The organism is Vibrio sp. 10N.222.54.A3 (genome assembly GCF_041474095.1).
Lineage (GTDB): Bacteria > Pseudomonadota > Gammaproteobacteria > Enterobacterales > Vibrionaceae > Vibrio > Vibrio crassostreae_C.
Map to the genome: position 1 here is coordinate 32,738 of NZ_JBFRTN010000084.1, position 23,110 is coordinate 55,847.

Annotated in this window: 22 protein-coding genes; 16 read left to right on the forward strand and 6 right to left on the reverse strand. The window is 46.3% G+C overall.

Annotation, left to right across the window (positions count from 1 at the left end; translation table 11 throughout):
- Window positions 1–259 precede the first annotated feature (259 nt).
- Window positions 260–2,095 carry a translational GTPase TypA gene (typA, locus tag AB4507_RS17700; protein ID WP_017070104.1) on the forward strand — a complete coding sequence of 612 codons (1,836 nt, stop codon included), beginning with the start codon at window positions 260–262 and terminating at the stop codon, window positions 2,093–2,095.
- Window positions 2,096–2,257: 162 nt separating this feature from the next.
- On the opposite strand, the gene AB4507_RS17705 is transcribed toward typA, so the two are convergent.
- Together AB4507_RS17705 and AB4507_RS17710 are read right to left on the reverse strand one after the other, a co-directional pair.
- Window positions 2,258–2,788, reverse strand: coding sequence for an AAA family ATPase (locus tag AB4507_RS17705; RefSeq protein WP_065585028.1), 531 nt, complete (start codon window positions 2,786–2,788; stop codon window positions 2,258–2,260).
- A gap of 31 nt (window positions 2,789–2,819) precedes the next feature.
- Window positions 2,820–3,461, reverse strand: coding sequence for a DUF2959 domain-containing protein (locus tag AB4507_RS17710; RefSeq protein ID WP_029235101.1), 642 nt, complete (start codon window positions 3,459–3,461; stop codon window positions 2,820–2,822).
- Between the two features lie 42 nt (window positions 3,462–3,503).
- On the opposite strand from AB4507_RS17710, the gene AB4507_RS17715 reads away from it, so the two are divergent.
- From AB4507_RS17715 to AB4507_RS17725, 3 genes are read left to right on the forward strand one after another with little or no spacing between them, the layout of a single operon-like run.
- Window positions 3,504–4,445 (forward strand): virulence factor BrkB family protein, encoded by a 942-nt coding sequence (locus AB4507_RS17715; RefSeq protein WP_372183036.1) that lies wholly within the window; start codon window positions 3,504–3,506, stop codon window positions 4,443–4,445.
- Window positions 4,417–4,851, forward strand: a complete 435-nt coding sequence (dtd, locus tag AB4507_RS17720) for a D-aminoacyl-tRNA deacylase (protein WP_010433531.1) — start codon at window positions 4,417–4,419, stop codon at window positions 4,849–4,851. Before AB4507_RS17715 ends, dtd begins: the two co-directional genes overlap by 29 nt.
- Window positions 4,852–4,867: 16 nt before the next feature.
- Entirely contained in the window at window positions 4,868–5,803 is a 936-nt protein-coding gene (locus AB4507_RS17725; protein WP_010433534.1) for a bifunctional GNAT family N-acetyltransferase/hotdog fold thioesterase, read from the forward strand.
- A 28-nt stretch (window positions 5,804–5,831) separates the two neighbouring features.
- Here AB4507_RS17725 and AB4507_RS17730 read toward each other — a convergent pair whose 3' ends face one another.
- The 4 genes from AB4507_RS17730 to hslR all read right to left on the reverse strand — a co-directional run bounded on the left by AB4507_RS17730 (window position 5,832) and on the right by hslR (window position 11,218).
- A complete protein-coding gene (locus tag AB4507_RS17730; protein ID WP_372183037.1) occupies window positions 5,832–7,802 on the reverse strand; it encodes an AsmA family protein in 1,971 nt (656 codons plus the stop codon).
- 154 nt (window positions 7,803–7,956) lie between these two features.
- Window positions 7,957–9,582: a phosphoenolpyruvate carboxykinase (ATP) gene (gene pckA, locus AB4507_RS17735; RefSeq protein ID WP_136977385.1), complete on the reverse strand. Its 1,626-nt coding sequence runs from the start codon at window positions 9,580–9,582 to the stop codon at window positions 7,957–7,959.
- A 337-nt stretch (window positions 9,583–9,919) separates the two neighbouring features.
- On the reverse strand, window positions 9,920–10,813 hold the full coding sequence (hslO, locus tag AB4507_RS17740; RefSeq protein WP_372169725.1) for an Hsp33 family molecular chaperone HslO: 894 nt from the start codon (window positions 10,811–10,813) through the stop codon (window positions 9,920–9,922).
- A gap of 18 nt (window positions 10,814–10,831) precedes the next feature.
- The gene (hslR, locus tag AB4507_RS17745) at window positions 10,832–11,218 is read right to left on the reverse strand and encodes a ribosome-associated heat shock protein Hsp15 (RefSeq protein WP_017062490.1); all 387 of its coding nucleotides are present in this window, start codon (window positions 11,216–11,218) and stop codon (window positions 10,832–10,834) included.
- A gap of 331 nt (window positions 11,219–11,549) precedes the next feature.
- Between hslR and gspC the strand changes: the two genes are divergently transcribed.
- From gspC to AB4507_RS17805, 12 genes are all read left to right on the forward strand, one after another.
- Entirely contained in the window at window positions 11,550–12,431 is an 882-nt protein-coding gene (gspC, locus tag AB4507_RS17750) for a type II secretion system protein GspC (RefSeq protein WP_017062489.1), read from the forward strand.
- 41 nt (window positions 12,432–12,472) lie between these two features.
- Window positions 12,473–14,497 (forward strand): type II secretion system secretin GspD, encoded by a 2,025-nt coding sequence (gspD, locus tag AB4507_RS17755; RefSeq protein ID WP_102394589.1) that lies wholly within the window; start codon window positions 12,473–12,475, stop codon window positions 14,495–14,497.
- Entirely contained in the window at window positions 14,497–15,999 is a 1,503-nt protein-coding gene (gspE, locus tag AB4507_RS17760) for a type II secretion system ATPase GspE (RefSeq protein WP_102320992.1), read from the forward strand. The genes gspD and gspE overlap by 1 nt, the downstream gene beginning before the upstream one ends.
- Before the next feature lies 1 nt (window position 16,000).
- A complete protein-coding gene (gene gspF, locus AB4507_RS17765) occupies window positions 16,001–17,221 on the forward strand; it encodes a type II secretion system inner membrane protein GspF (RefSeq protein WP_017070113.1) in 1,221 nt (406 codons plus the stop codon).
- Between the two features lie 88 nt (window positions 17,222–17,309).
- Entirely contained in the window at window positions 17,310–17,753 is a 444-nt protein-coding gene (gene gspG, locus AB4507_RS17770; RefSeq protein ID WP_017062485.1) for a type II secretion system major pseudopilin GspG, read from the forward strand.
- A gap of 78 nt (window positions 17,754–17,831) precedes the next feature.
- On the forward strand, window positions 17,832–18,425 hold the full coding sequence (gene gspH / locus AB4507_RS17775; RefSeq protein ID WP_017062484.1) for a type II secretion system minor pseudopilin GspH: 594 nt from the start codon (window positions 17,832–17,834) through the stop codon (window positions 18,423–18,425).
- Window positions 18,412–18,807: a type II secretion system minor pseudopilin GspI gene (gene gspI / locus AB4507_RS17780; RefSeq protein ID WP_048612449.1), complete on the forward strand. Its 396-nt coding sequence runs from the start codon at window positions 18,412–18,414 to the stop codon at window positions 18,805–18,807. Before gspH ends, gspI begins: the two co-directional genes overlap by 14 nt.
- Window positions 18,794–19,561 carry a type II secretion system minor pseudopilin GspJ gene (gene gspJ, locus AB4507_RS17785; RefSeq protein ID WP_065585035.1) on the forward strand — a complete coding sequence of 256 codons (768 nt, stop codon included), beginning with the start codon at window positions 18,794–18,796 and terminating at the stop codon, window positions 19,559–19,561. The genes gspI and gspJ overlap by 14 nt, the downstream gene beginning before the upstream one ends.
- Window positions 19,545–20,594: a type II secretion system minor pseudopilin GspK gene (gene gspK / locus AB4507_RS17790; RefSeq protein WP_102398531.1), complete on the forward strand. Its 1,050-nt coding sequence runs from the start codon at window positions 19,545–19,547 to the stop codon at window positions 20,592–20,594. Before gspJ ends, gspK begins: the two co-directional genes overlap by 17 nt.
- Complete coding sequence (gene gspL, locus AB4507_RS17795) at window positions 20,563–21,792, forward strand: type II secretion system protein GspL (RefSeq protein WP_017062480.1); 1,230 nt, start codon at window positions 20,563–20,565, stop codon at window positions 21,790–21,792. The genes gspK and gspL overlap by 32 nt, the downstream gene beginning before the upstream one ends.
- A 20-nt stretch (window positions 21,793–21,812) precedes the next feature.
- Window positions 21,813–22,301, forward strand: a complete 489-nt coding sequence (locus tag AB4507_RS17800; protein WP_017062479.1) for a type II secretion system protein M — start codon at window positions 21,813–21,815, stop codon at window positions 22,299–22,301.
- Window position 22,302: 1 nt separating this feature from the next.
- Window positions 22,303–23,082 (forward strand): type II secretion system protein N, encoded by a 780-nt coding sequence (locus AB4507_RS17805; RefSeq protein ID WP_017062478.1) that lies wholly within the window; start codon window positions 22,303–22,305, stop codon window positions 23,080–23,082.
- Window positions 23,083–23,110 lie beyond the last annotated feature (28 nt).

Here is a 23,110-nt window from a genome sequence, read left to right on the forward strand (position 1 = left end):
TTTGCGGGAGATTTGGCTCGCCACTCGTAGGTGATACTTTTTTAGAGTCCTACGAATTTGGCTGCTCAACACTGTACTGAATCAAAGTTAAGCGGATATGAATCGCTAATAAAGAAAAAAGCCTTGGTTCAGATCACATATTTCTGGGTTTTTGTCTAGAATCTGGTATATTATTGACCGTTTTTTAAATCAAGCTAGCGGTTATTATCCAAACTTTTGAGATAAGTGACGGCTACTTTTATGAGTGAATCGAGAATCCATGTCTACTCCACAGATTGATAAGTTAAGAAATATCGCGATCATCGCGCACGTTGACCACGGTAAAACGACTTTGGTTGATAAACTGCTACAACAGTCAGGCACTCTTGAGTCTCGTGGTGAAGCTGAAGAGCGTGTCATGGATTCGAATGACATCGAAAAAGAGCGTGGCATTACCATTCTTGCTAAGAACACAGCAATCAACTGGAATGATTACCGCATCAACATCGTAGATACTCCGGGACACGCGGACTTCGGTGGTGAAGTTGAGCGTATCATGTCTATGGTTGACTCTGTTCTGCTTATCGTTGACGCAGTTGATGGCCCAATGCCTCAAACTCGTTTCGTAACGCAAAAAGCATTCGCACACGGTCTTAAGCCAATCGTTGTAATCAACAAGATTGACCGCCCAGGCGCTCGTCCTGATTGGGTTATGGATCAAGTATTCGACCTTTTCGACAACCTAGGTGCTACTGATGAACAACTAGACTTCACAGTTGTTTACGCTTCAGCTCTGAACGGTTGGGCAACAATGACTGAAGGCGAAACTGGCGAGAACATGGAACCATTGTTCCAAGCTGTTGTTGATACAGTAGACGCGCCTGCAGTTGACCTTGACGGTCCACTACAAATGCAAATTTCGCAACTTGATTACAGCTCTTACGTAGGTGTTATCGGTGTTGCTCGTGTTACTCGTGGTTCTGTTAAACCAAACCAACAAGTAACTATCGTCAATGCAGAAGGCAAAAAACGTAACGGTAAAGTAGGTACAGTTCTTGGTTACCTAGGTCTTGACCGTCACGAAGTTGAGCAAGCTAACGCTGGCGACATCATTGCAATCACTGGTCTTGGTGAGCTGAAGATTTCAGACACTATCTGTGACCAAAACAATGTTGAAGCAATGACTCCGCTTTCTGTTGACGAACCAACAGTAACAATGACGTTCCAAGTAAACACTTCTCCGTTCGCGGGTAAAGAAGGTAAGTTCGTTACTTCACGTAACATCCTTGAGCGTCTAGAGAAAGAACTAGTACACAACGTTGCACTACGTGTTGAAGAAACTGATAACCCAGATCGTTTCCGTGTTTCAGGTCGTGGTGAACTTCACCTATCTATCCTGATCGAAAACATGCGTCGTGAAGGTTTCGAGCTAGCTGTATCTCGTCCAGAAGTTATCATCAAGAAAGACGAAGATGGCAACCTAACTGAACCGTTTGAAACTGTGACTATCGACGTGCTTGAAGAGCACCAAGGTGGCATCATGGAAAACATCGGTCTACGTAAAGGTGAGCTAACTGATATGTCTCCAGATGGCAAAGGCCGTGTTCGCATGGACTTCATGATGCCTTCTCGTGGTCTTATCGGTTTCCAAACTGAGTTCCTAACTCTAACGTCTGGTTCTGGTCTTCTTTACCACTCATTTGATCACTACGGTCCTCACAAAGGCGGCGTAATCGGTCAACGTAACAACGGTGTTCTAATCTCGAACGCAACTGGTAAAGCTCTGACTTACGCACTATTCAACCTACAAGAACGTGGTCGTCTATTTGCTGAGCACGCGGATGAAGTATACGAAGGTCAAATCATCGGTATTCACAACCGTTCAAACGACCTAACAGTAAACTGTCTGAAAGGTAAGCAGCTAACGAACGTTCGTGCATCTGGTACTGATGAAGCACAGGTTCTTTCGCCACCTATCCGTCACACTCTAGAGCAAGCTCTTGAGTTCATCGACGAAGACGAACTAGTAGAAGTAACGCCAGTAAGCATTCGTATCCGTAAGAAGCTTCTTACTGAAAACGAACGTAAGCGTGCAGCACGTCCAGCTAAGGCTTAATTGCCAGCTGACTAGCTTCTAGCTAACAAGCAATACGTTTTAGAATAAGTAAGAAAGCCCCGAGTAGCCTAGCTGCTCGGGGCTTTTGTTTTTTAGTTTGTTTAGATACGGTTAAACGAGATTTCGTCATCCTCAAGAGGGAGGAACGACCGAGTTGGGGATCTAGCTTTTGATACCTAAGTAACGCTCAACGAATTGAAGCCGTTCTTCGACTGGCATAAACGGCACTTCAACCACCTCATAACCAAGTTCTTGGTAGACTCTTTCTAACGCGTGGTGAATCTCTAACGCCTCCTCAAACGGATAAGGTCTCACATCATCTTGTACATAAATTGAAGCCTCAGGGCGACAGAACAACACTTGGGGGTGATAACCTTGGCTCGCTTCTCGGTAGGTTGTGTTTATCTCTAGTTTCGCCTGAGCCAAGTAGCCACAGATATCTGGAATGGCGCGATCGAGAAAGGCAACAGGATGCTGACTGGCTTGGTCTTTGTGTTCGCTCATGACGGTTAAACATAGGCGAGCAAAGCCTGGAAGGTCTAACCAAGGTAAGATACCGTTCTCAAGTTGACTCTGCTGTTCGATTAACTGGCGAGAGGACTCAGCGAATATCGGGTAACCCATGTCACCCAAGGCATTAATTAGTGTGGTTTTACCAGCCCCTGGGCCGCCAGTAACAATGATTGGGTTCATACGGGTTTATCTTAATTCGCTTCTAATGGCACTACTTCTGATTGAGTTGAGCTAGGAATTTATCCGACTCTGCTATTGCCGCATTCATCTGCTCTATTGCATAGGCGATGTCTTTTTCTAAGCTCATAAACTCACCTTGCAGCGAGCCGACAGCGCTCGCATTGAGGTTGTGCTTCAAGTAAAGCGTGTTGTCGCGAAGGGTATTGAGCACAGGGTCCATTTTCTTCTCGGCGCGCTTCATTGCTGACAGCATCGTTTGGTAAGACAATTTAGTTTCACGAAGCTTTTGCTCGCTCGAGCGGCGCAGTGAATCACTGGTGTAGAGATCTAACTCACTCTGCCACTCTTCAAACAGCGCATCCGACACATCTTCAATCGCAGCAATGCGGTCACTGACATTTTGCGCGGCTTTCTCGCTGTCTTGGTATTTATCGTTGATTTGGTTGTACATGTCTTCAAGGTCGCCGCCACTGAAATTAGTCAGGCTACTCAAGGCTTCAAGTGCGCTGGTAAACTCTTCCTGAGCATCCTGCTGCGACTCTTTAGCGTCTTCCACTCTATCGACCATAATGTCACGCTTGTGGTAACCCACTTGCTCCATGGCGGAGTAATAAGCTGACTGGCATCCAGTAAGAGTAAAAATAGAGAGGACTATAACTATTAAATAAGGCATCCTAGTTTCCTATAGTTAAGTAACGGAATATTAATTAGGACTATGAACGAGTTACAAGGGAGTTACAAGTTGAAGATAAAAAAGGTCGCCACACTCAGTATTCAGTTTTCTCGCTATCTTTTGGCGCGAATGACGCACGATAGAGTCAACGTGAATGCGGGCTACTTGGCGTACATTACTTTGCTCTCGATCGTACCGATGTTGACGGTTCTGCTCTCTATCTTGTCGTCATTCTCCATCTTTGCTGATGTTGGTATCGTGATTCAAAACTTCGTTATTACCAACTTTGTTCCCGCGTCTGGGGATGCCGTACACGGTGCCTTGTTAGAGTTCGTTGCCAATACCGGAAAAATGACGGCGGTCGGTAGTGTGTTCTTATTCATTGCAGCATTGATGCTGATCTCCAACATCGATAAGAACCTTAACTACATCTGGCGAGTAACAGAAAAGCGTCGAGCCGTGTTGTCCTTTTCAATGTACTGGATGGTGCTCACGCTTGGACCTATTTTAGTTGGGGCGAGCATTGCAGCCACTTCTTATGTGACATCATTGAGCTTGTTGCAAAACGAAGTGGTGTCTGGCGCCTTTAACACCGTGATTCGCAAACTTCCTTTGATTCTCTCTTTCTTTGCGTTTTTCGGTCTGTACCTGTTGGTTCCCAACAAAAAGATACACTTTTCTCATGCGGCAGCGGGCTCTCTGGTTGCGGCTCTGTTGTTCGAACTCAGTAAGAAAGGCTTCGCGGCTTACATTACTCAATTCCCCTCTTACCAGTTGATTTATGGCGCATTAGCGGCGATTCCCATTCTTTTTGTCTGGGTGTATTTGTGCTGGTTGATTGTGTTGGTGGGTGCTGAGGTGACGGCCGCGTTGGGCGAGCAGGAACAGTGGAGTGACTCTCAAGAAATGGTACACTCGTCGGATAAAGACAAAATCACAGAGCAAGGAAACAACAGTGATAGCACTGATCCAGAGAGTAAGTGAAGCTGCCGTTCGAGTTGATGGCGAAGTAGTTGGTGAGATTGAACAAGGCTTATTGGTTCTATTAGGCGTAGAAAAAGGTGATGACGAAGCCAAAGCCAAACGTTTGATGGAACGAGTGACCACTTATCGTGTCTTTGAAGATGAAGACGGAAAAATGAACCTCAACGTAAAACAGGTTGAAGGTAAAGTGTTGGTGGTTTCTCAATTCACACTGCCAGCCGATACAAAAAAGGGAACTCGAGCGGGCTTTTCTCGTGGAGCAAACCCTGAAGATGCGGAGCGTCTTTACGATTATTTCTCTAACCAATGTGAATCAGTATTGCCAACGGAACGTGGCCGATTTGCAGCCGACATGAAAGTGTCATTGGTTAATGATGGCCCAGTAACATTCTGGCTGCAGGTTTAAACTTAAAAGGATAAGCATGTTTAAACTGATAACACCGACCACCGAAAATCAACTGAACAAGTATTACCATTTTCGTTGGCAGATGCTGCGTGAACCTTGGCGAATGCCGGTAGGTTCCGAGCGTGATGAATATGATGCCATGAGTCACCATCGCATGATTGTCGATGGTCGTGGCCGTCCGATGGCGATTGGCCGCCTTTACATCACTCCAGACCTCGAAGGTCAGATCCGTTATATGGCGGTAAAGAACTCTCGTCGAAGTAAAGGCATGGGCTCATTGATTTTAGTGGCGTTAGAGTCACTGGCTCGCCAAGAGGGTGCTAAGCGCTTGGTGTGTAATGCACGTGAAGATGCGATCTCATTCTATGAGAAAAACGAATTTGAGCGTCGTGGTGAAATTAATGACCAGCGTGGTCCAGTTCGTCATCAGCAGATGGTGAAGCACCTTGATCCGATGGCTGATGTACTGCGTAAGCCTGAATGGTGTAATGAGCTACAACAGCGCTGGGAAAATCAAATTCCGATCAGTGACAAGATGGGTATCAAAATTAACCAATACACGGGTTATCAGTTTGAATGTAGTGCTCAGTTGAACCCAAACCTTAATCCTCACAACACCATGTTTGCAGGCTCAGCTTTCACCTTAGCGACATTAACAGGCTGGGGAATGACTTGGTTGTTGATGAAAGAGCGTGGACTTACTGGTGATATCGTTCTGGCTGACAGTAATATTCGTTATCGTCACCCGGTTGAGCAAAACCCAGTTGCTGCTACTTCATTGGATGGAATCAGTGGTGATTTAGATCGTCTCGCTTCAGGTCGAAAGGCTCGTATCATTATCCACGTGACTATTCATAGTGGCGATGTTGAAGCGGTTGAATTCACGGGCACTTATATGCTGATCCCTGACTACAAAAAGCGATTATCAACAGACACTAACGTAAGCGTATAGCTGACACTGACTAACAGATACAAGGCGCCTACTCCTGTGGAGTGGCGCTTTTTTGTTGGCAGTTATTAATCTCCGAATATTTCGCTTGGTCGAGCTTTCCTGAGATTTGATGACATGGGTCCGATAGGGTAACCGAGAGGGTGTGTTGCTCGGCTTTAAGCAAGTCGAGTTCTCCAGAAGCCTCGCCATTGAGCGTTTGAACCCTTTGTTCGCCTTGCTCTGCTGCTGACGTACCAATAATGTGCATCGGTTCGAGAGTGAAGCGCCCACGGTCAAAATGCGCATTAAGCTCTGGAATTTCAAACACGTTATCAGTCGATGTTTCAGAAAGCTTGTCATTAAAGGTCATCACACCCTGGCGAACGCTGCCAGTGAGTTGCCCTGTGGTTGAGTAACCGAGCATCAGTGAGTCGCCATATAAACCTGCGGCTTGAAGTTCAAACTCGCCATAGCCGGTTGCATCGAGTGGTAATTCAAGTCGCTGCAGCATAGGCGCAATGGGTAACCCATCGGCAGAAATATCTAAGCTCCATGGCTTGCTGATTTGGTTAAAATCGAGCGTTGCATTGGCTTCAATGTAGCCATTCCTGAGTGGTGCAAACAGACGAGTCAGCGTCCATTTTCCTTGTTCGCTATTCATCTCAACCACAGGCTGTGCGCTGAGAATATTTTGGTAGCTGGCATCATTGGCGCTCGCCATCAGCTTCCCTTGCCACAAGCCCAGTTTTCTATCTTGCAGCAGTTGAACTTGATGCCCCTCGACATGTAATCCAGAGACCTGCCAGTAAGGCGTTTGTGCTAGTTGGATAAGTTGGCTTCGTTCTATATTAAGTCGGTTAATCTCGACGTTCTGGAGCTGTGTGAGCCAAGGCAATAGGCGAGCGGCCGGTAGAGGGCTATCTTGGTTTTCGGTAATCCACTTGATGCCTTGCAGGTCGAGCTGCGCCAATTGAATGCTGCTAGGGGCGACTTCGCCATTGAGCTGAACAGTGCCCTGCAGGAATTGAGTATAGAAATCCTCAATCAGAATCTGGTTTGTTTCTAGGTTGAGCTTGAGGCTTGGCTCGATGAACATGTCATCATCAATGGTCACTCCTTCTGCTTGCAGAGAGAAAATGCCTTTCTGTTGCTTCCAGATTTCAAAAGGCAGTTGGATATTTTCTAGTGAGGCATCAAAGGCAGCGAGGTGGCCATCTTGCCACTCTACGTCACTACGTAGAATATCTAAGCTATTGATGTGATTGATCTGAATACCTGCCACATCCCACTCTTTGTTTAGTAGGTTTTGGGTCTGTTCCTGGTTGAGTCGTAAGCCATCGACGGTCACATTCACCAACGACCAATCTTGTTGATATTGCTCTGCTTGTCCGGAAATCTTGGCGCCACGCCAGTCAAACGAAGCACCATAAAGGGTGCTGTCACTCGGCTTGAGGTCTAGATCAATCAACAGATTATCGAATGCTTCACCTTGCCAATACAGTTGTGAGGCAGAGAGTTGGGTTTTTCCATAAGGTAGCAGCGAGTTATCGTTGTTCCACGTTGGGGCGGAGATCTGTAGGTCGATGCCTCGCGCATTAAACTCTGGCGTCGAAAAGTCGAGATTGTTGATGGCCAGCTGGTGGAGCTTGATGTTTGGTTGGGTAAATAAAGAAGTCAGTGTTTTTAGATCGTCTGCCTCTAATTGTAGGCCGCTGATCAAAACAGATTCAAAGACCAGTTTGGCCTCTGTCATCGAGCTGGGGCTGAACCAAAGATCGATCTTGTCGATATACAGAGGTGTTTGCTTTTCTGGTTGGCTTTGGGTAATGCCCATTAAGGTGATGTGATAAGGCGCCTGATACTCAACATCTTCAATGAATACAGGTTGTTCAATCGTATGTTTGATAAAAAAGTTGGCAACATCCGCACGGTATTGGGTCTGCAGGCTTAATAGCAGCGCTGCGATAGTTGCAACGGCGATAGCCAACACAATGCCGAACACCATGAATACCTTTTTCATTCCCTGAAAGCCTTAAATTTCAATAGTCTTAAAACAGAGTGGAACAAAAAGGGTCAAGCATCAACAAAAAAGCCCCTCAAAAGAGGGGCTTGCTACAAAAATATCATTTTAAATTGGGCGTTTGCTTTTGGCTAAGCCCGAGCAGATGGTTGGATTAGTCCAGTTGAGGACCAGCTGCAACCAGTGACTTACCTTCAGCGTTGTCTGTGTACTTATCAAAGTTGTTGATGAAGCGCTCGGCTAGATCTTTCGCTTTGCTTTCCCATTGTAGAGGGTCAGTGTACGTATCGCGTGGGTCAAGGATCGCTGGGTCAACATCGTGCAGCGCTAGTGGCACTTCTAGGTTAAACATAGGGATAACCTTAGTTTCAGCGTTGTCGATTGAGCCATCTAGGATAGCGTCGATGATGCCTCGCGTATCTTGGATAGAGATACGTTTACCAGTACCGTTCCAACCTGTGTTCACTAGGTAAGCTTCAGCGCCAGCTGCTTCCATACGCTTCACAAGCACTTCAGCGTACTGAGTTGGGTGGAGAGTTAAGAATGCCGCACCAAATGCCGCAGAGAACGTTGGCGTTGGCTCAGTAATACCACGCTCAGTGCCCGCTAGTTTTGCAGTGAAGCCAGATAGGAAGTGGTACTTCGTTTGCTCTGGAGTCAGTTTAGAAACGGGTGGCAGTACACCGAATGCATCAGCAGTCAGGAAGATAACCTTTTGAGCGTGACCGGCTTTTGATACTGGTTTAACGATGTTATCGATGTGGTGAATCGGGTAAGAAACACGAGTGTTCTCAGTTTTTGAACCGTCATCAAAATCGATAGAACCATCGCCACGAACCGTTACGTTCTCTAGTAGTGCATCACGACGGATTGCGTTGTAGATTTCAGGTTCAGCTTCTTTAGATAGACGAATTGTCTTCGCGTAACAACCACCTTCAAAGTTGAAGATACCATCGTCATCCCAACCGTGCTCATCATCACCGATTAGCTCACGTTTAGGATCGGTTGATAGGGTTGTTTTACCAGTGCCTGATAGACCGAAGAAAATAGCGACATCGCCTTTCTCGCCAACGTTTGCACTACAGTGCATTGAAGCAATACCTTGTAGAGGTAGTAGGTAGTTCATCATTGCGAACATACCTTTTTTCATCTCACCGCCGTACCAGGTACCGCCAATGATCTGAACACGTTCAGTCAGGTTGAAAGCGACAAAGTTCTCAGAGTTTAGACCTTGTTTCTCCCAGTTAGGGTTAGTTGTTTTAGCACCGTTCATTACCACGAAATCAGGTTCGAACGTTGCTAGCTCTTCGTCGGTTGGACGAATGAACATGTTCTTAACGAAGTGCGCTTGCCACGCTACTTCAGTGATAATACGCACACTTAAACGCGTATCTGGGTTAGCACCACAATAACCGTCGATGACAAACAGACGCTTGCCAGATAGCTGAGTTGTTACAAGCTCTTTCAGCTCGTCCCATACTTCAGTGGTAATCGGTTTGTTGTCATTTTTGCCTTGATCTGACCACCACATGGTATCGCGTGTTGTGTCATCTTTAACAATGTACTTATCTTTTGGTGAGCGGCCAGTAAAGATACCAGTATCAACCGCAACGGAGCCTAGTTCCGTTACTACGCCTTTTTCGTAGCCTTCTAGACCCGGCAGTGTTTCTTCAACGAATAACTGCTCGTAGCTAGGATTACGAAGAACTTCGGTAACGCCAGTCAGTCCGTGCTTAGTTAGATCAATTTGTGCAGCCTTAGTATGTTCCATAACGGTCATAGGTGCTCCTTGTAGGATATTTTGTAGGGATTTTGTAATAATTTTTTATTGTTATCTGCTCACCATGCTAGCAACGAGGCTCGGGGGAAACAGGGATACAGCTCAAAAAATATCCATATTAACCTTGGGGTTTTAAGCGCCTCGTCACATATTGGCCCAACTAGTCTATCCTGTACGCAAACCTTTGCGCTAGGGGCGAGAACATTATTAATTGATTAAAATTAAGCGGTGATTTTATTACGAGATGTTACGGAGTTTGCGCTATTTTGATCACAAAAAAGGCCAGCTGAGTGCTGACCTTTTTGGGGTAAATTACGTGTTTTTGGTATGCCGTAAATTAATGAACCGTATTGCTGCCTTTATCTGCCGCTTCTGCGTAAAGAGCATCTACATCATTTTTGTCGAACGAGTAGTTTGTGCCACAGTAATCGCAGTGTAGTCCCACACTACCTTCCGTGCTTAGAATGTCGTAAATCTCTTCTTGAGCAACAGTAATGATAGCCGCAGCGCTTCGATCACGTGAACAGCCACAGAAGAACTCAACCGGTTGAGGTGTAAATACCTGAACCTTCTCTTGGTTGTATAGACGGTAAAGCAGTTCGTTAGCTTCTAAAGAGAACAACTCTTCGTTTTTAACGGTGTCGGTTAGTTGCTCTAGATGCTCGAAATCATCTGGCGTACCTGTGCCGTCAGGCATAACTTGTAAAAGCATACCTGCAGCGTGAGCTTTGCCTTCATGTTCTCCAGTGCGCAGCCATAGACGAGTCTTAAGCTGTTCTGAGTTAGCAAAGTAACCTTCAAGAACGTCAGCAAGCGTTTCGCCTTCCAGACCAACGATACCTTGGTAACGTTCACCTTTCTTAGGATCGATGGTGATCACTAGGTGGCCTTTACCCATTAGGTCGTGTAGGCCAGCATCATCAGCAATCTCGCCTTCAAAGCGAGCGACACCGCGGATCTTTTGGTCGTGATCGCCATTGATAACTGCTAGAGATACTGGGCCGTCACCTTGCAGCTGCATCGTGATAGAACCTTCAAACTTTAGGGTCGCCGTTAGTAGCGTCGTTGAAACCAGTAGCTCACCCAACAGCTTTTGTACTGGAGCTGGGTATTCCTTGCTAGAAATAATCTGTTGGTACGCTTCGTCCATCTGTACCAATTCACCACGTACTGATAGGTCTTCAAATAGGTAGCGATTTAAAACATTACTTGTAGACATTGGGTCTGCCATTTGGCTATTCCTTCTAGCTTATTGAGTCTTGAACTTGATGATGTCACGACGTTGCTTTTTATCTGGGCGACGTTCTGGTGCTGGGCTATGAGCATTTAGCTTGCGCTGTTGTGCAAACTCTTCTCTTTTTGCCAAGCTTTCGGTGGTTTCTTCATAGAGGGTTTGAGCGATCGGGGCTCCACCACGATGGGCTGAGATTTTCTCGATCGTTACCGTCTTTTCTTCATTACCTTGGCGCAGTGTAATCACAGCCCCAAGTTCGACAATTTTACTTGGCTTGCTGCGCTGACCATTATAGTGGACTTTGCCACCATCGACCATGTTGCGAGCAATAGACCGGGTTTTGTAAAAACGAGCTGCCCACAACCATTTATCGAGTCTGACAGCTTCATTAGCAGTTTTCATATAGGGCTGTGCCTTATTAAGTGAGAAATGAATGCGGTTTAACTGTAACGAACAGTGCGCAACATGTTTTTGATGATGCTTATCACATTAAGTAGAAGCTTAAAGTGGAGGCGGTTGGCATTTTTTTCAAGTCATAATACAAAATAGCCATGTTATGCCGATTTATCGATTTGCTATGATATAGTTCAGGATCTTATTGCTTAAATAAGCTTGGTATCGAACGAATGAATAAAAAAGCTGAAAGTTTAATGATTTGCAGCGTTTGTCGTCATGAAAAGGGACTAGGAAAGTGAACTTTTTAGAGCTCAAAAATCGCGTAGGGAATTCTCCTATGTTGAGCCGCTTATTAGAGAATGGATTTGTACTTCAGCAGAAACTAAGCTTAGCGACCTGTTGTGTATTGATTGCAGCTTCCGCATGGATCTTAGGGCAGCTTGCATGGTTTATCGAACCTGCTGAGCAAACTATCGCGCCTTGGACAGCAACGGCTTCATCGTCTTCAGCACCTCAATCGACCCTTGATATCTCTTCTTTGCAGCAGAGCAACATGTTTGGTGCTTACAACCCAAGCACGCCCGCTGTGGTTGAACAGCAAGTTATCCAAGATGCGCCTAAGACGCGATTAAACCTCGTTTTAGTGGGTGCAGTCGCGAGCTCGAATCCAAAACTGAGCTTAGCGGTGATCGCCAATCGCGGCACGCAAGCGACCTACGGAATTAATGAAGAGATTGAAGGCACTCGAGCCAAGTTAAAAGCGGTATTAATCGACCGCGTTATCATTGATAACTCAGGACGAGACGAAACCTTGATGCTTGAAGGTATTGAGTACAAGCGTTTGGCTGTATCAGCGCCTGCGCCACCTCGTAGCTCTTCTTCGGTTCGTGGTAATAATCCGGCTTCAGCAGAAGAGAAGCTTGATGAAATTAAAGCGAAGATAATGAAAGATCCGCAACAAATCTTCCAATATGTTCGACTGTCTCAGGTGAAGCGTGACGATAAAGTGATCGGTTATCGTGTGAGCCCGGGCAAAGATTCAGAACTTTTTAACTCTGTTGGGCTCCAAAACGGAGATATTGCCACTCAGTTAAATGGACAAGACCTGACAGACCCTGCTGCTATGGGCAACATATTCCGTTCCATCTCAGAACTAACAGAGCTAAATCTGGTGGTCGAGAGAGATGGTCAACAACATGAAGTGTTTATTGAATTTTAAAACTTTGCGTCTAACGAAGGACGAAAGTGTAGGAGAAGTACGTGAAGCATTGGTTTAAGAAAAGTGCATGGTTATTGGCAGGAAGCTTGATCTGCACACCCGCAGCCATCGCGAGTGATTTTAGTGCCAGCTTTAAAGGCACTGATATTCAAGAGTTTATTAATATTGTTGGTCGTAACCTAGAGAAGACGATCATCGTTGACCCTTCGGTGCGTGGAAAAATTGATGTACGCAGCTACGACGTACTCAATGAAGAGCAATATTACAGCTTCTTCCTAAACGTATTGGAAGTGTATGGCTACGCGGTTGTCGAAATGGACTCGGGTGTTCTTAAGATCATCAAGGCCAAGGATTCGAAAACATCGGCAATTCCAGTCGTTGGAGACAGTGATACGATCAAAGGCGACAACGTGGTGACACGTGTTGTGACGGTTCGTAATGTCTCGGTGCGTGAACTTTCTCCTCTGCTTCGTCAACTAAACGACAATGCTGGCGCGGGTAACGTTGTGCACTACGACCCAGCCAATATCATCTTGATTACCGGTCGTGCGGCGGTAGTGAACCGTTTAGCAGAAATCATCAAGCGTGTTGACCAAGCGGGTGATAAAGAGATTGAAGTCGTTGAGCTAAAGAATGCATCAGCGGCAGAAATGGTGCGCATTGTTGATGCTCTAAGCAAAACCACAGATGCGAAGAATACGCCTGCATTTCTACAGCCTAAATTGGTTGCCGATGAGCGTACCAATGCGATTCTTATCTCAGGTGACCCTAAGGTACGTAGCCGTTTAAGAAGGTTGATTGAACAGCTTGATGTGGAAATGGCAACCAAGGGCAACAACCAAGTAATTTACCTTAAATACGCCAAAGCAGAAGATTTAGTCGATGTGCTGAAAGGCGTGTCGGACAACTTGCAATCAGAAAAGCAATCTTCAACCAAAGGCAGCTCATCGCAACGTAACCAAGTGATGATCTCCGCTCACAGTGATACCAACTCGTTGGTGATTACCGCACAACCGGACATCATGAATGCGCTTCAAGATGTGATCGCACAGTTGGATATTCGTCGTGCTCAAGTATTGATTGAAGCCCTAATTGTCGAGATGGCAGAGGGTGATGGCATTAACCTTGGTGTGCAATGGGGTAACCTTGATACTGGTGCTGTGATTCAGTATGGCAACACAGGTGCGTCAATCGGTGGCGTAATGGTTGGTTTAGAAGAAGCGAAAGACACTGAAACGACCACCGCAGTCTATGATGATAATGGCGCCTTTTTGCGTAATGAAACGACCACAGAATCCGGTGACTACTCAACGTTAGCTTCTGCTCTTTCTGGCGTTAATGGCGCGGCAATGAGCGTAGTGATGGGTGACTGGACTGCCTTGATCAGTGCAGTAGCGACCGATTCAAATTCAAATATCCTATCTTCTCCAAGTATCACCGTGATGGATAACGGCGAAGCGTCGTTCATTGTGGGCGAAGAGGTGCCTGTTTTAACTGGCTCTACCGCAGGTTCAAGTAACGATAATCCATTCCAAACGGTTGATCGTAAAGAAGTGGGTATCAAGCTTAAAGTGGTGCCACAAATCAACGAAGGTGACTCGGTTCAGCTGCAAATAGAACAAGAAGTATCGAACGTATTAGGCGCGAACGGTGCGGTTGATGTGCGTTTTGCTAAGCGTCAGCTAAATACCTCAGTGATTGTTCAAGACGGTCAAATGCTGGTGCTTGGTGGTCTGATTGATGAGCGTGCATTGGAAAGTGAATCTAAGGTGCCATTCTTGGGTGATATCCCATTGCTAGGTCACTTGTTCAAATCTACCAGCACTCAGGTTGAGAAAAAGAACCTAATGGTATTCATTAAGCCAACCATCATTCGTGATGGCATGACAGCCGATGGTATCACTCAGCGTAAATACAACTTCATCCGTGCTGAGCAGTTGTACAAGGCTGAGCAAGGGCTGAAATTAATGGCAGACGATAACATCCCGGTATTGCCTAAATTTGGCGAAAGCATGAATTACCCGGCTGAACTTCAAGCCTTCATTGATCAGATGGAAACAGAATAATGGCTGAATTGGTAGGGGCGGCACGTACTTATCAGCGCTTGCCGTTTAGCTTTGCGAATCGCTATAAGATGGTGTTGGAGTATCAACATCCAGAGCGCGCACCGATACTTTATTATGTTGAGCCACTGAAATCGGCGGCGATCATTGAAGTGAGTCGTGTTGTGAAAAATGGTTTCACGCCACAAGCGATTACTCTCGATGAGTTTGATAAAAAACTGACCGATGCTTATCAGCGTGACTCGTCAGAAGCTCGTCAGCTCATGGAAGACATTGGTGCTGATAGTGATGACTTCTTCTCACTAGCGGAAGAACTGCCTCAAGACGAAGACTTACTTGAATCAGAGGATGATGCACCAATCATCAAGTTAATCAATGCGATGCTGGGTGAGGCGATCAAAGAGGGTGCTTCGGATATTCATATCGAAACCTTTGAGAAATCACTGTCGATCCGTTTCCGTATTGATGGTGTGTTACGTGATGTGTTGGCGCCGAGCCGTAAACTGGCTCCGCTATTGGTTTCACGTGTCAAGGTTATGGCTAAACTAGATATTGCGGAAAAACGCGTGCCACAAGATGGCCGTATCTCTCTGCGTATTGGTGGCCGAGCGGTTGATGTTCGTGTTTCAACCATGCCTTCTTCGCACGGTGAGCGTGTGGTAATGCGTCTGTTGGACAAAAACGCCACTCGTCTAGACTTGCACAGTTTAGGTATGACAGCAGAAAACCATGAAAACTTCCGTAAGTTGATTCAGCGCCCACACGGCATTATCTTGGTGACCGGCCCGACAGGTTCAGGTAAATCGACGACCCTGTACGCAGGCCTGCAAGAACTCAACAGCAATGAACGAAACATTTTAACCGTTGAAGACCCGATCGAATTCGATATCGATGGCATTGGTCAAACACAAGTGAACCCTAAGGTTGATATGACCTTTGCGCGTGGTTTACGTGCGATTCTTCGTCAAGATCCCGATGTGGTAATGATTGGTGAGATACGTGACTTAGAGACCGCAGAGATCGCTGTTCAAGCCTCTTTGACCGGTCACTTAGTGATGTCGACCCTTCACACCAATACGGCAATCGGTGCAATTACGCGTCTGCGTGATATGGGCATCGAACCCTTCTTGATCTCTTCTTCGCTGCTGGGTGTTTTGGCTCAGCGCTTGGTTCGCACTTTATGTAACGAATGTAAAGAACCTTATGAAGCCGATAAAGAGCAGAAGAAACTGTTTGGGTTGAAGAAGAAAGAAAGCCTGACGCTTTACCATGCCAAAGGTTGTGAAGAGTGTGGCCATAAGGGTTATCGAGGTCGTACTGGTATTCATGAGCTGCTGATGATTGATGACTCAGTACAAGAGCTGATTCACAGTGAGGCTGGCGAACAGGCGATTGAGAAAGCAATTCGTGGCACAACACCAAGTATTCGAGATGATGGCTTGAGCAAAGTTCTGAAAGGGGTAACGTCCTTAGAAGAAGTGATGCGAGTGACCAAGGAAGTCTAGTATGGCGGCATTTGAATACAAAGCACTGGATGCCAAAGGCAAAAGTAAAAAAGGCTCGATTGAAGCGGATAACGCTCGTCAGGCTCGCCAAAGAATCAAAGAACAAGGCTTGATGCCGGTTGAGATGACCGAAGCTAAAGCTAAAACGACGAAAGGTGCACAGCCTTCGACCAGCTTTAAGCGTGGTATCAGCACGCCAGACCTTGCTTTGATTACTCGCCAAATTTCCACCTTGGTGCAATCAGGCATGCCGCTAGAAGAGTGCTTGAAAGCCGTGGCGGAGCAATCTGAAAAGCCACGTATTCGAACCATGTTACTGGCGGTTCGTTCGAAGGTAACGGAAGGTTATTCGCTAGCCGATAGCTTGGCTGATTACCCACATATCTTTGATGAACTGTTTAGAGCCATGGTCGCGGCTGGTGAGAAATCGGGTCACTTAGATGCGGTATTGGAGCGACTGGCTGATTACGCAGAAAACCGTCAGAAGATGCGCTCTAAGTTGCTGCAAGCGATGATCTACCCTGTGGTGCTGGTGGTGTTTGCGGTGACGATTGTTTCGTTCCTGCTGGCAACCGTGGTACCTAAGATCGTTGAACCGATTATCCAAATGGGCCAAGAACTTCCTCAATCGACACAATTTTTATTGGCATCGAGTGAATTTATCCAGAATTGGGGCATCCAATTACTGTTGTTGATCATCGGTGTGATTGTGTTGATTAAGACCGCTCTGAAAAAGCCGGGTGTTCGCATGAGTTGGGATCGCAAGCTATTAAGCATTCCACTGATCGGCAAGATCGCGAAAGGAATTAATACCTCTCGTTTTGCACGAACACTCTCTATCTGTACCTCGAGTGCGATTCCTATCCTTGAGGGGATGAAGGTTGCGGTTGATGTAATGTCGAATCACCATGTGAAGCAACAAGTACTGCAGGCGTCAGACAGTGTTAGAGAAGGGGCAAGCCTGCGTAAAGCGCTCGATCAAACCAAACTCTTCCCTCCAATGATGCTGCATATGATCGCCAGTGGTGAGCAGAGTGGTCAGTTAGAGCAAATGCTAACAAGAGCGGCAGATAACCAGGATCAAAGCTTTGAATCGACCGTGAATATCGCGTTAGGTATCTTTACGCCAGCACTTATCGCTTTGATGGCAGGCTTAGTGCTGTTCATTGTGATGGCGACTCTGATGCCGATGCTTGAAATGAATAATTTAATGAGCGGCTAACCTACCGCTTATAAAACGTTAGTTTTTGGATTATCGAGAAGAAGGACATTATTACCTTCAACTCGCTGTCTGTAATTTGGAGAAAATAATGAAAAACAGAATGAAGAAACAATCAGGCTTTACTCTACTCGAGGTGATGGTTGTTGTGGTTATCCTTGGCGTATTGGCGAGCTTTGTTGTACCTAACCTATTGGGTAACAAAGAGAAGGCTGACCAACAAAAAGCCATCACTGATATTGTGGCGCTAGAGAACGCGCTAGATATGTACAAACTGGATAACAGCGTTTACCCAACAACGGATCAAGGTCTTGATGCATTGGTTTCTAAGCCAAGCAGCCCAGAGCCTCGTAACTACCGCGACGGTGGCTACATCAAGCGTCTGCCAAACGACCCATGGGGTAACGAGTACCAATACCTAAGCCCTGGTGATAACGGCACTATTGATATTTTCACTCTTGGTGCTGATGGCCAAGAAGGTGGTGAAGGTATTGCGGCGGATATCGGCAACTGGAACATGCAGGATTTCCAATAAGCTTCAGCTTATTGTTTGATTCGTTATTGATGCTTGATACGTTATTGATGGTAGGAAGTAAACAGATGGAGTCTAAAGGTGAAAACTAAGCAAACACAGCCAGGTTTCACCTTAATTGAGATTCTTTTGGTGTTGGTATTACTGTCAGTAACGGCGGTCGCGGTGATCGCGACCATTCCTACCAATAGCAAAGATGTTGCTAAAAAATACGCTCAAAGCTTTTATCAGCGAGTTCAATTACTCAATGAAGAGGCTATTTTGAGTGGTTTGGATTTTGGCGTTCGTGTTGATGAAAAGAAATCGACCTATGTACTGATGGCGCTTAAGTCCGAAGGCTGGCAAGAAGTCGATTTTGAAAAAATCCCCTCTTTAACTGAACTACCGGAAGAACTCGCCTTGTCACTGACTCTAGGTGGTGGCGCATGGGAAGACGATGATCGGTTGTTCAACCCAGGAAGCTTGTTTGATGAAGATATGTTTGCTGATCTTGAAGAGGAAAAGAAGCCGAAACCACCACAGATCTACATCTTGTCGAGTGCTGAAATGACGCCATTTGTATTGTCGTTTTATCCAAATACCGGAGACACCATACAAGATGGTTGGCGTATTCGAGTATTGGACAATGGTGTGATTCGACTGCTAGAACCGGGAGAAGAAGATGAAGAGGAATAACCGTTCTCCTTATCGTTCTCGTGGTATGACCCTTGGTTCTCGAGGAATGACGCTGCTTGAGGTATTGGTTGCACTCGCTATCTTTGCGACTGCGGCGATCAGTGTGATTCGTGCTGTCACTCAGCACATCAATACCCTCAGTTATCTAGAAGAAAAAACCTTCGCGGCTATGGTCGTTGATAATCAAATGGCTTTGGTGATGTTGCATCCTGAGAAGCTAAAAAAAGCGCAGGGCACACAAGAGTTGGCCGAGAGAGAGTGGTTTTGGAAGGTCACGCCAATCGATACTAGCGATGATTTATTAAAGGCGTTTGATGTGAGTGTGGCAACCAGTAAACAAGCTTCTCCAGTGGTCACGGTGCGCAGCTATGTGGTCAAGTAAAAGCGTGGCGTTAGCTAAGAGCAAGTCGCTAAGTAAGAGCATGTCCGCCAATAAGCGTGTGCCTCGTAAACAAGGACTATCTTCGAAAGGGAGAGGCTTTACCTTAATTGAGGTTTTGGTCTCGATCGCTATCTTTGCCACGTTAAGCATGGCGGCTTATCAGGTAGTCAATCAGGTTCAACGCAGCAACGAGCTTTCAATCGAGCGCAGTGCTCGTTTAAATCAACTGCAACGTAGCTTAGTCATTTTAGATAATGATTTTCGCCAGATGGCGGTGCGACAATTTCGTACCAACGGTGAAGAAGCATCATCTAAGCTGATCTTAATTAAAGAGTATTTACTGGATTCCGACAGCGTTGGCATCATGTTTACTCGCCTTGGCTGGCATAACCCACAGCAGCAGTTTCCTCGCGGAGAAGTCACCAAAGTGGGTTACCGCATTAAAGAAGAAACGCTTGAGCGTGTGTGGTGGCGCTACCCCGATACTCCTGCAGGACAAGAAGGTGTGATTACGCCTTTGCTTGATGATGTTGAAAGCTTGGAATTCGAGTTTTATGACGGAAGCCGCTGGGGGAAAGAGTGGCAAGCCGACAAATCGCTACCGAAAGCGGTAAGGTTAAAGCTAACCTTGAAAGATTATGGTGAGATAGAGCGTATTTATCTCACCCCTGGTGGCACGCTAGATCAGGCCGATGATTCTTCAAACAGTGACTCTTCAAGTAGTAATGAGGGGAATAATGACTCATCGAACTAATAAGTTTGCACTGACAAGGTCTGCCATGGGGCGCAAGCAGCGAGGTGTTGCGCTGATCATTATCCTGATGCTACTGGCGATAATGGCAACCATCGCAGGCAGTATGTCGGAACGCCTGTTTACTCAATTTAAGCGCGTGGGCAATCAACTGAATTACCAACAGGCTTACTGGTACAGCATTGGTGTCGAAGCGCTGGTGCAAGACGGCATTAGGCAAAGCTACAAAGACAGTGATACCGTCAACTTGAGTCAACCATGGGCGTTAGAAGAACAGGTATACCCGTTGGATTATGGTCAAGTTAAAGGCCGTATTGTTGATGCTCAGGCATGTTTTAATCTCAATGCGTTGGCTGGTGTGGCGACGACTTCAAGTAACCAAACACCTTATTTAATTACGGTTTGGCAAACCTTGTTGGAAAACCAAGATGTTGAGCCTTATCAGGCCGAGGTTATCGCACATTCAAGCTGGGAATTTGTTGATAGTGATACCCGAACCACCTCTTCATCAGGTGTCGAAGACAGTACTTATGAGGCGATGAAGCCATCTTATTTGGCAGCGAATGGCTTAATGGCCGATGAGTCCGAGCTACGCGCGGTTTATCAAGTCACGGGTGAGGTGATGAATAAGGTTCGCCCCTTTGTTTGTGCTTTGCCGAGCGACGATTTCCGTTTGAATGTGAATACTCTTACGGAAAAGCAGGCGCCGTTATTGGAAGCGATGTTTGCCCCCGGCTTAAGTGAATCGGATGCCAAACAGCTGATAGACAAACGCCCATTCGATGGTTGGGATACGGTGGATGCGTTTATGGCTGAGCCTGCTATTGTGGGTGTGAGTGCCGAAGTCAGCAAAAAAGCGAAAGCATATTTAACTGTAGATAGCGCCTATTTTGAGCTAGATGCAGAGGTATTAGTTGAGCAGTCACGTGTACGTATACGGACGCTTTTCTATAGTAGTAATCGAGAAACAGTGACGGTAGTACGCCGTCGTTTTGGAGGAATCAGTGAGCGAGTTTCTGACCGTTCGACTGAGTAGCGAACCACAAAGCCCTGTGCAGTGGTTAGTTTGGTCGACAAGCCAACAAGAAGTGATAGCAAGTGGCGAACTGTCTAGCTGGGAGCAGCTGGATGAGTTAACGCCTTACGCTGAAAAGCGTAGCTGTATCGCTTTATTGCCGGGAAATGAATGCTTAATTAAGCGTGTTGAGATCCCGAAAGGTGCTGCTCGCCAGTTCGATTCTATGCTGCCGTTTTTATTAGAAGACGAAGTCGCACAAGATATCGAAGACTTACACCTGACTATTTTAGAGAAAGACGCAACGCACGCGACAGTGTGTGGTGTGGAACGTGATTGGCTTAAGCAGGCGCTGGATACTTTCCGCGAAGCGAACATTATCTTTCGTAAAGTATTGCCTGATACCTTAGCGTTGCCTTTAGAAGATCAGGGCATCAGTGCGCTGCAGATCGACCAACATTGGTTATTGCGTCAAAGCAACTATCAAGCAGTGTCGATCAATGAGGCGTGGCTAGCGATGTTCTTACAAAGCGATTGGGTTGCCTTAGATGACGAAGAGCAATCACCAACGATTTTTAGCTACACCGCACTGCCAAGTGATGACGTTCAACTGCAAAGTGGCATTGAGTGGCAAGCTAAACCTGCGGAACTGGTGATGTCTTTACTGAGCCAACAAGCCATTACAAGTGGCGTAAACTTACTGACTGGCACCTTTAAAACCAAATCTTCATTCAGTAAGTACTGGCGTGTATGGCAAAAAGTAGCGATCGCAGCTTGTTTGCTGGTGGCGGTGATCGTCACTCAGCAAGTCTTAAAGGTTCAGCAGTACGAAGCACAAGCCGAAGCGTACCGAACGGAGAGTGAACGTATTTTTAGAAGCGTACTTCCGGGCAAGCAACGTATTCCGACGGTCAGCTACCTTAAGCGCCAGATGAACGACGAAGCTAAGAAGTATGGTGGCTCGGGTGATGGTGATTCCTTACTTGGATGGCTAGCGTTACTGCCAGAAACTTTAGGACAAGTGAAAGCCATCGAAGTGAATAGTATTCGCTACGACGGCAACCGCTCAGAGGTGAGATTGGAAGCGAAAAGTACTGACTTCCAATATTTCGAGACTGCGCGAGTGAAACTTGAAGAGAAGTTTACCGTTGAGCAAGGGCCATTGAATCGTAATGGTGATGCCGTATTTGGCAGCTTTACTCTTAAACCCCATCAATAACCTGCGTAAGGAGATCAGTGATGAGAAATATGATTGAGCCACTCCAAGCGTGGTGGACTTCAATAAGTCAAAGAGAGCAACGATTAGTGATTGGTTGCTCAATTTTATTGGTGGTCGGTGTCGTTTATTGGGGGCTAATCCAGCCACTCAGTCAGCGAGCTGAACTTGCGCAGACCCGCATTCAAAGCGAGAAGCAACTACTGGCTTGGGTAACCAATAAAGCCAATGAAGTGGTTGAACTACGAGGCAGTGGCGGCATTAGTGCCAGTCAACCTCTGAATCAATCTGTGCCTGCTTCTATGCGTCGCTTTAATATCGAGCTAATACGTGTGCAACCACGTGGCGAGATGCTGCAAGTCTGGGTGAAACCTGTGCCTTTTAATCAGTTCTTAGATTGGCTGACATACTTGAAAGAGAAGCAGGGTGTCGAAGTTGAGTTTATGGACATTGATCGCTCCGATAACCCAGGGGTTATTGAGGTCAACCGACTACAGTTTAAACGAGGTTAATGTGAAACGCGGTTTATCTTTGAAGTTAGGTTTACTTTTTGGCGGCATCTTTATTGTCTTTTTCTCGGTTAGTCTGTTGCTGCATCTACCGGCCTCTTTTGTACTCAAACATGCACCGGCTGTGCGTGGCTTGAATATTGAAGGTGTTGAAGGAACGGTTTGGCAGGGCAGCGCCAATAATATCGCCTGGCAGCGTGTTAATTACGGTTCAGTACAGTGGGACTTTCAGTTCTCTAAACTCTTCCAAGCCAAAGCTGAATTAGCGGTTCGTTTTGGTCGTAATAGCGACATGAACTTGTCAGGAAAAGGGCGTGTTGGGTACAGCATGAGTGGTGCGTATGCGGAAAACTTAGTCGCATCAATGCCCGCTGCTAACGTGATGAAATATGCTCCAGCCATTCCAGTCCCGGTTTCAATTGGTGGACAGGTTGAGCTGACGATCAAGCATGCGGTTCATGCTCAACCTTGGTGTCAGTCTGGTGAAGGTACTGTGGCTTGGTCTGGTGCTGCAGTCGATTCACCTGTTGGTTCGTTAGACCTTGGTCCTGTGATTGCGGACATAACCTGTGAAGACAGTACAATTGCAGCCAAAGGCGTTCAGAAGAGCACTCAAGTAGACAGTGAGTTCTCAGCGAGTCTAACATCTAACCAGCGCTACACATCTGCAGCGTGGTTTAAACCGGGTGTTGAATTCCCGCCAACGATGCAAAATCAGCTTAAATGGTTGGGTAATCCTGATAGCCAAGGTAAGTACCAGTTTACTTATCAAGGTCGTTTTTAGCTAAACGGCTAAGGGTCACTAAATTACG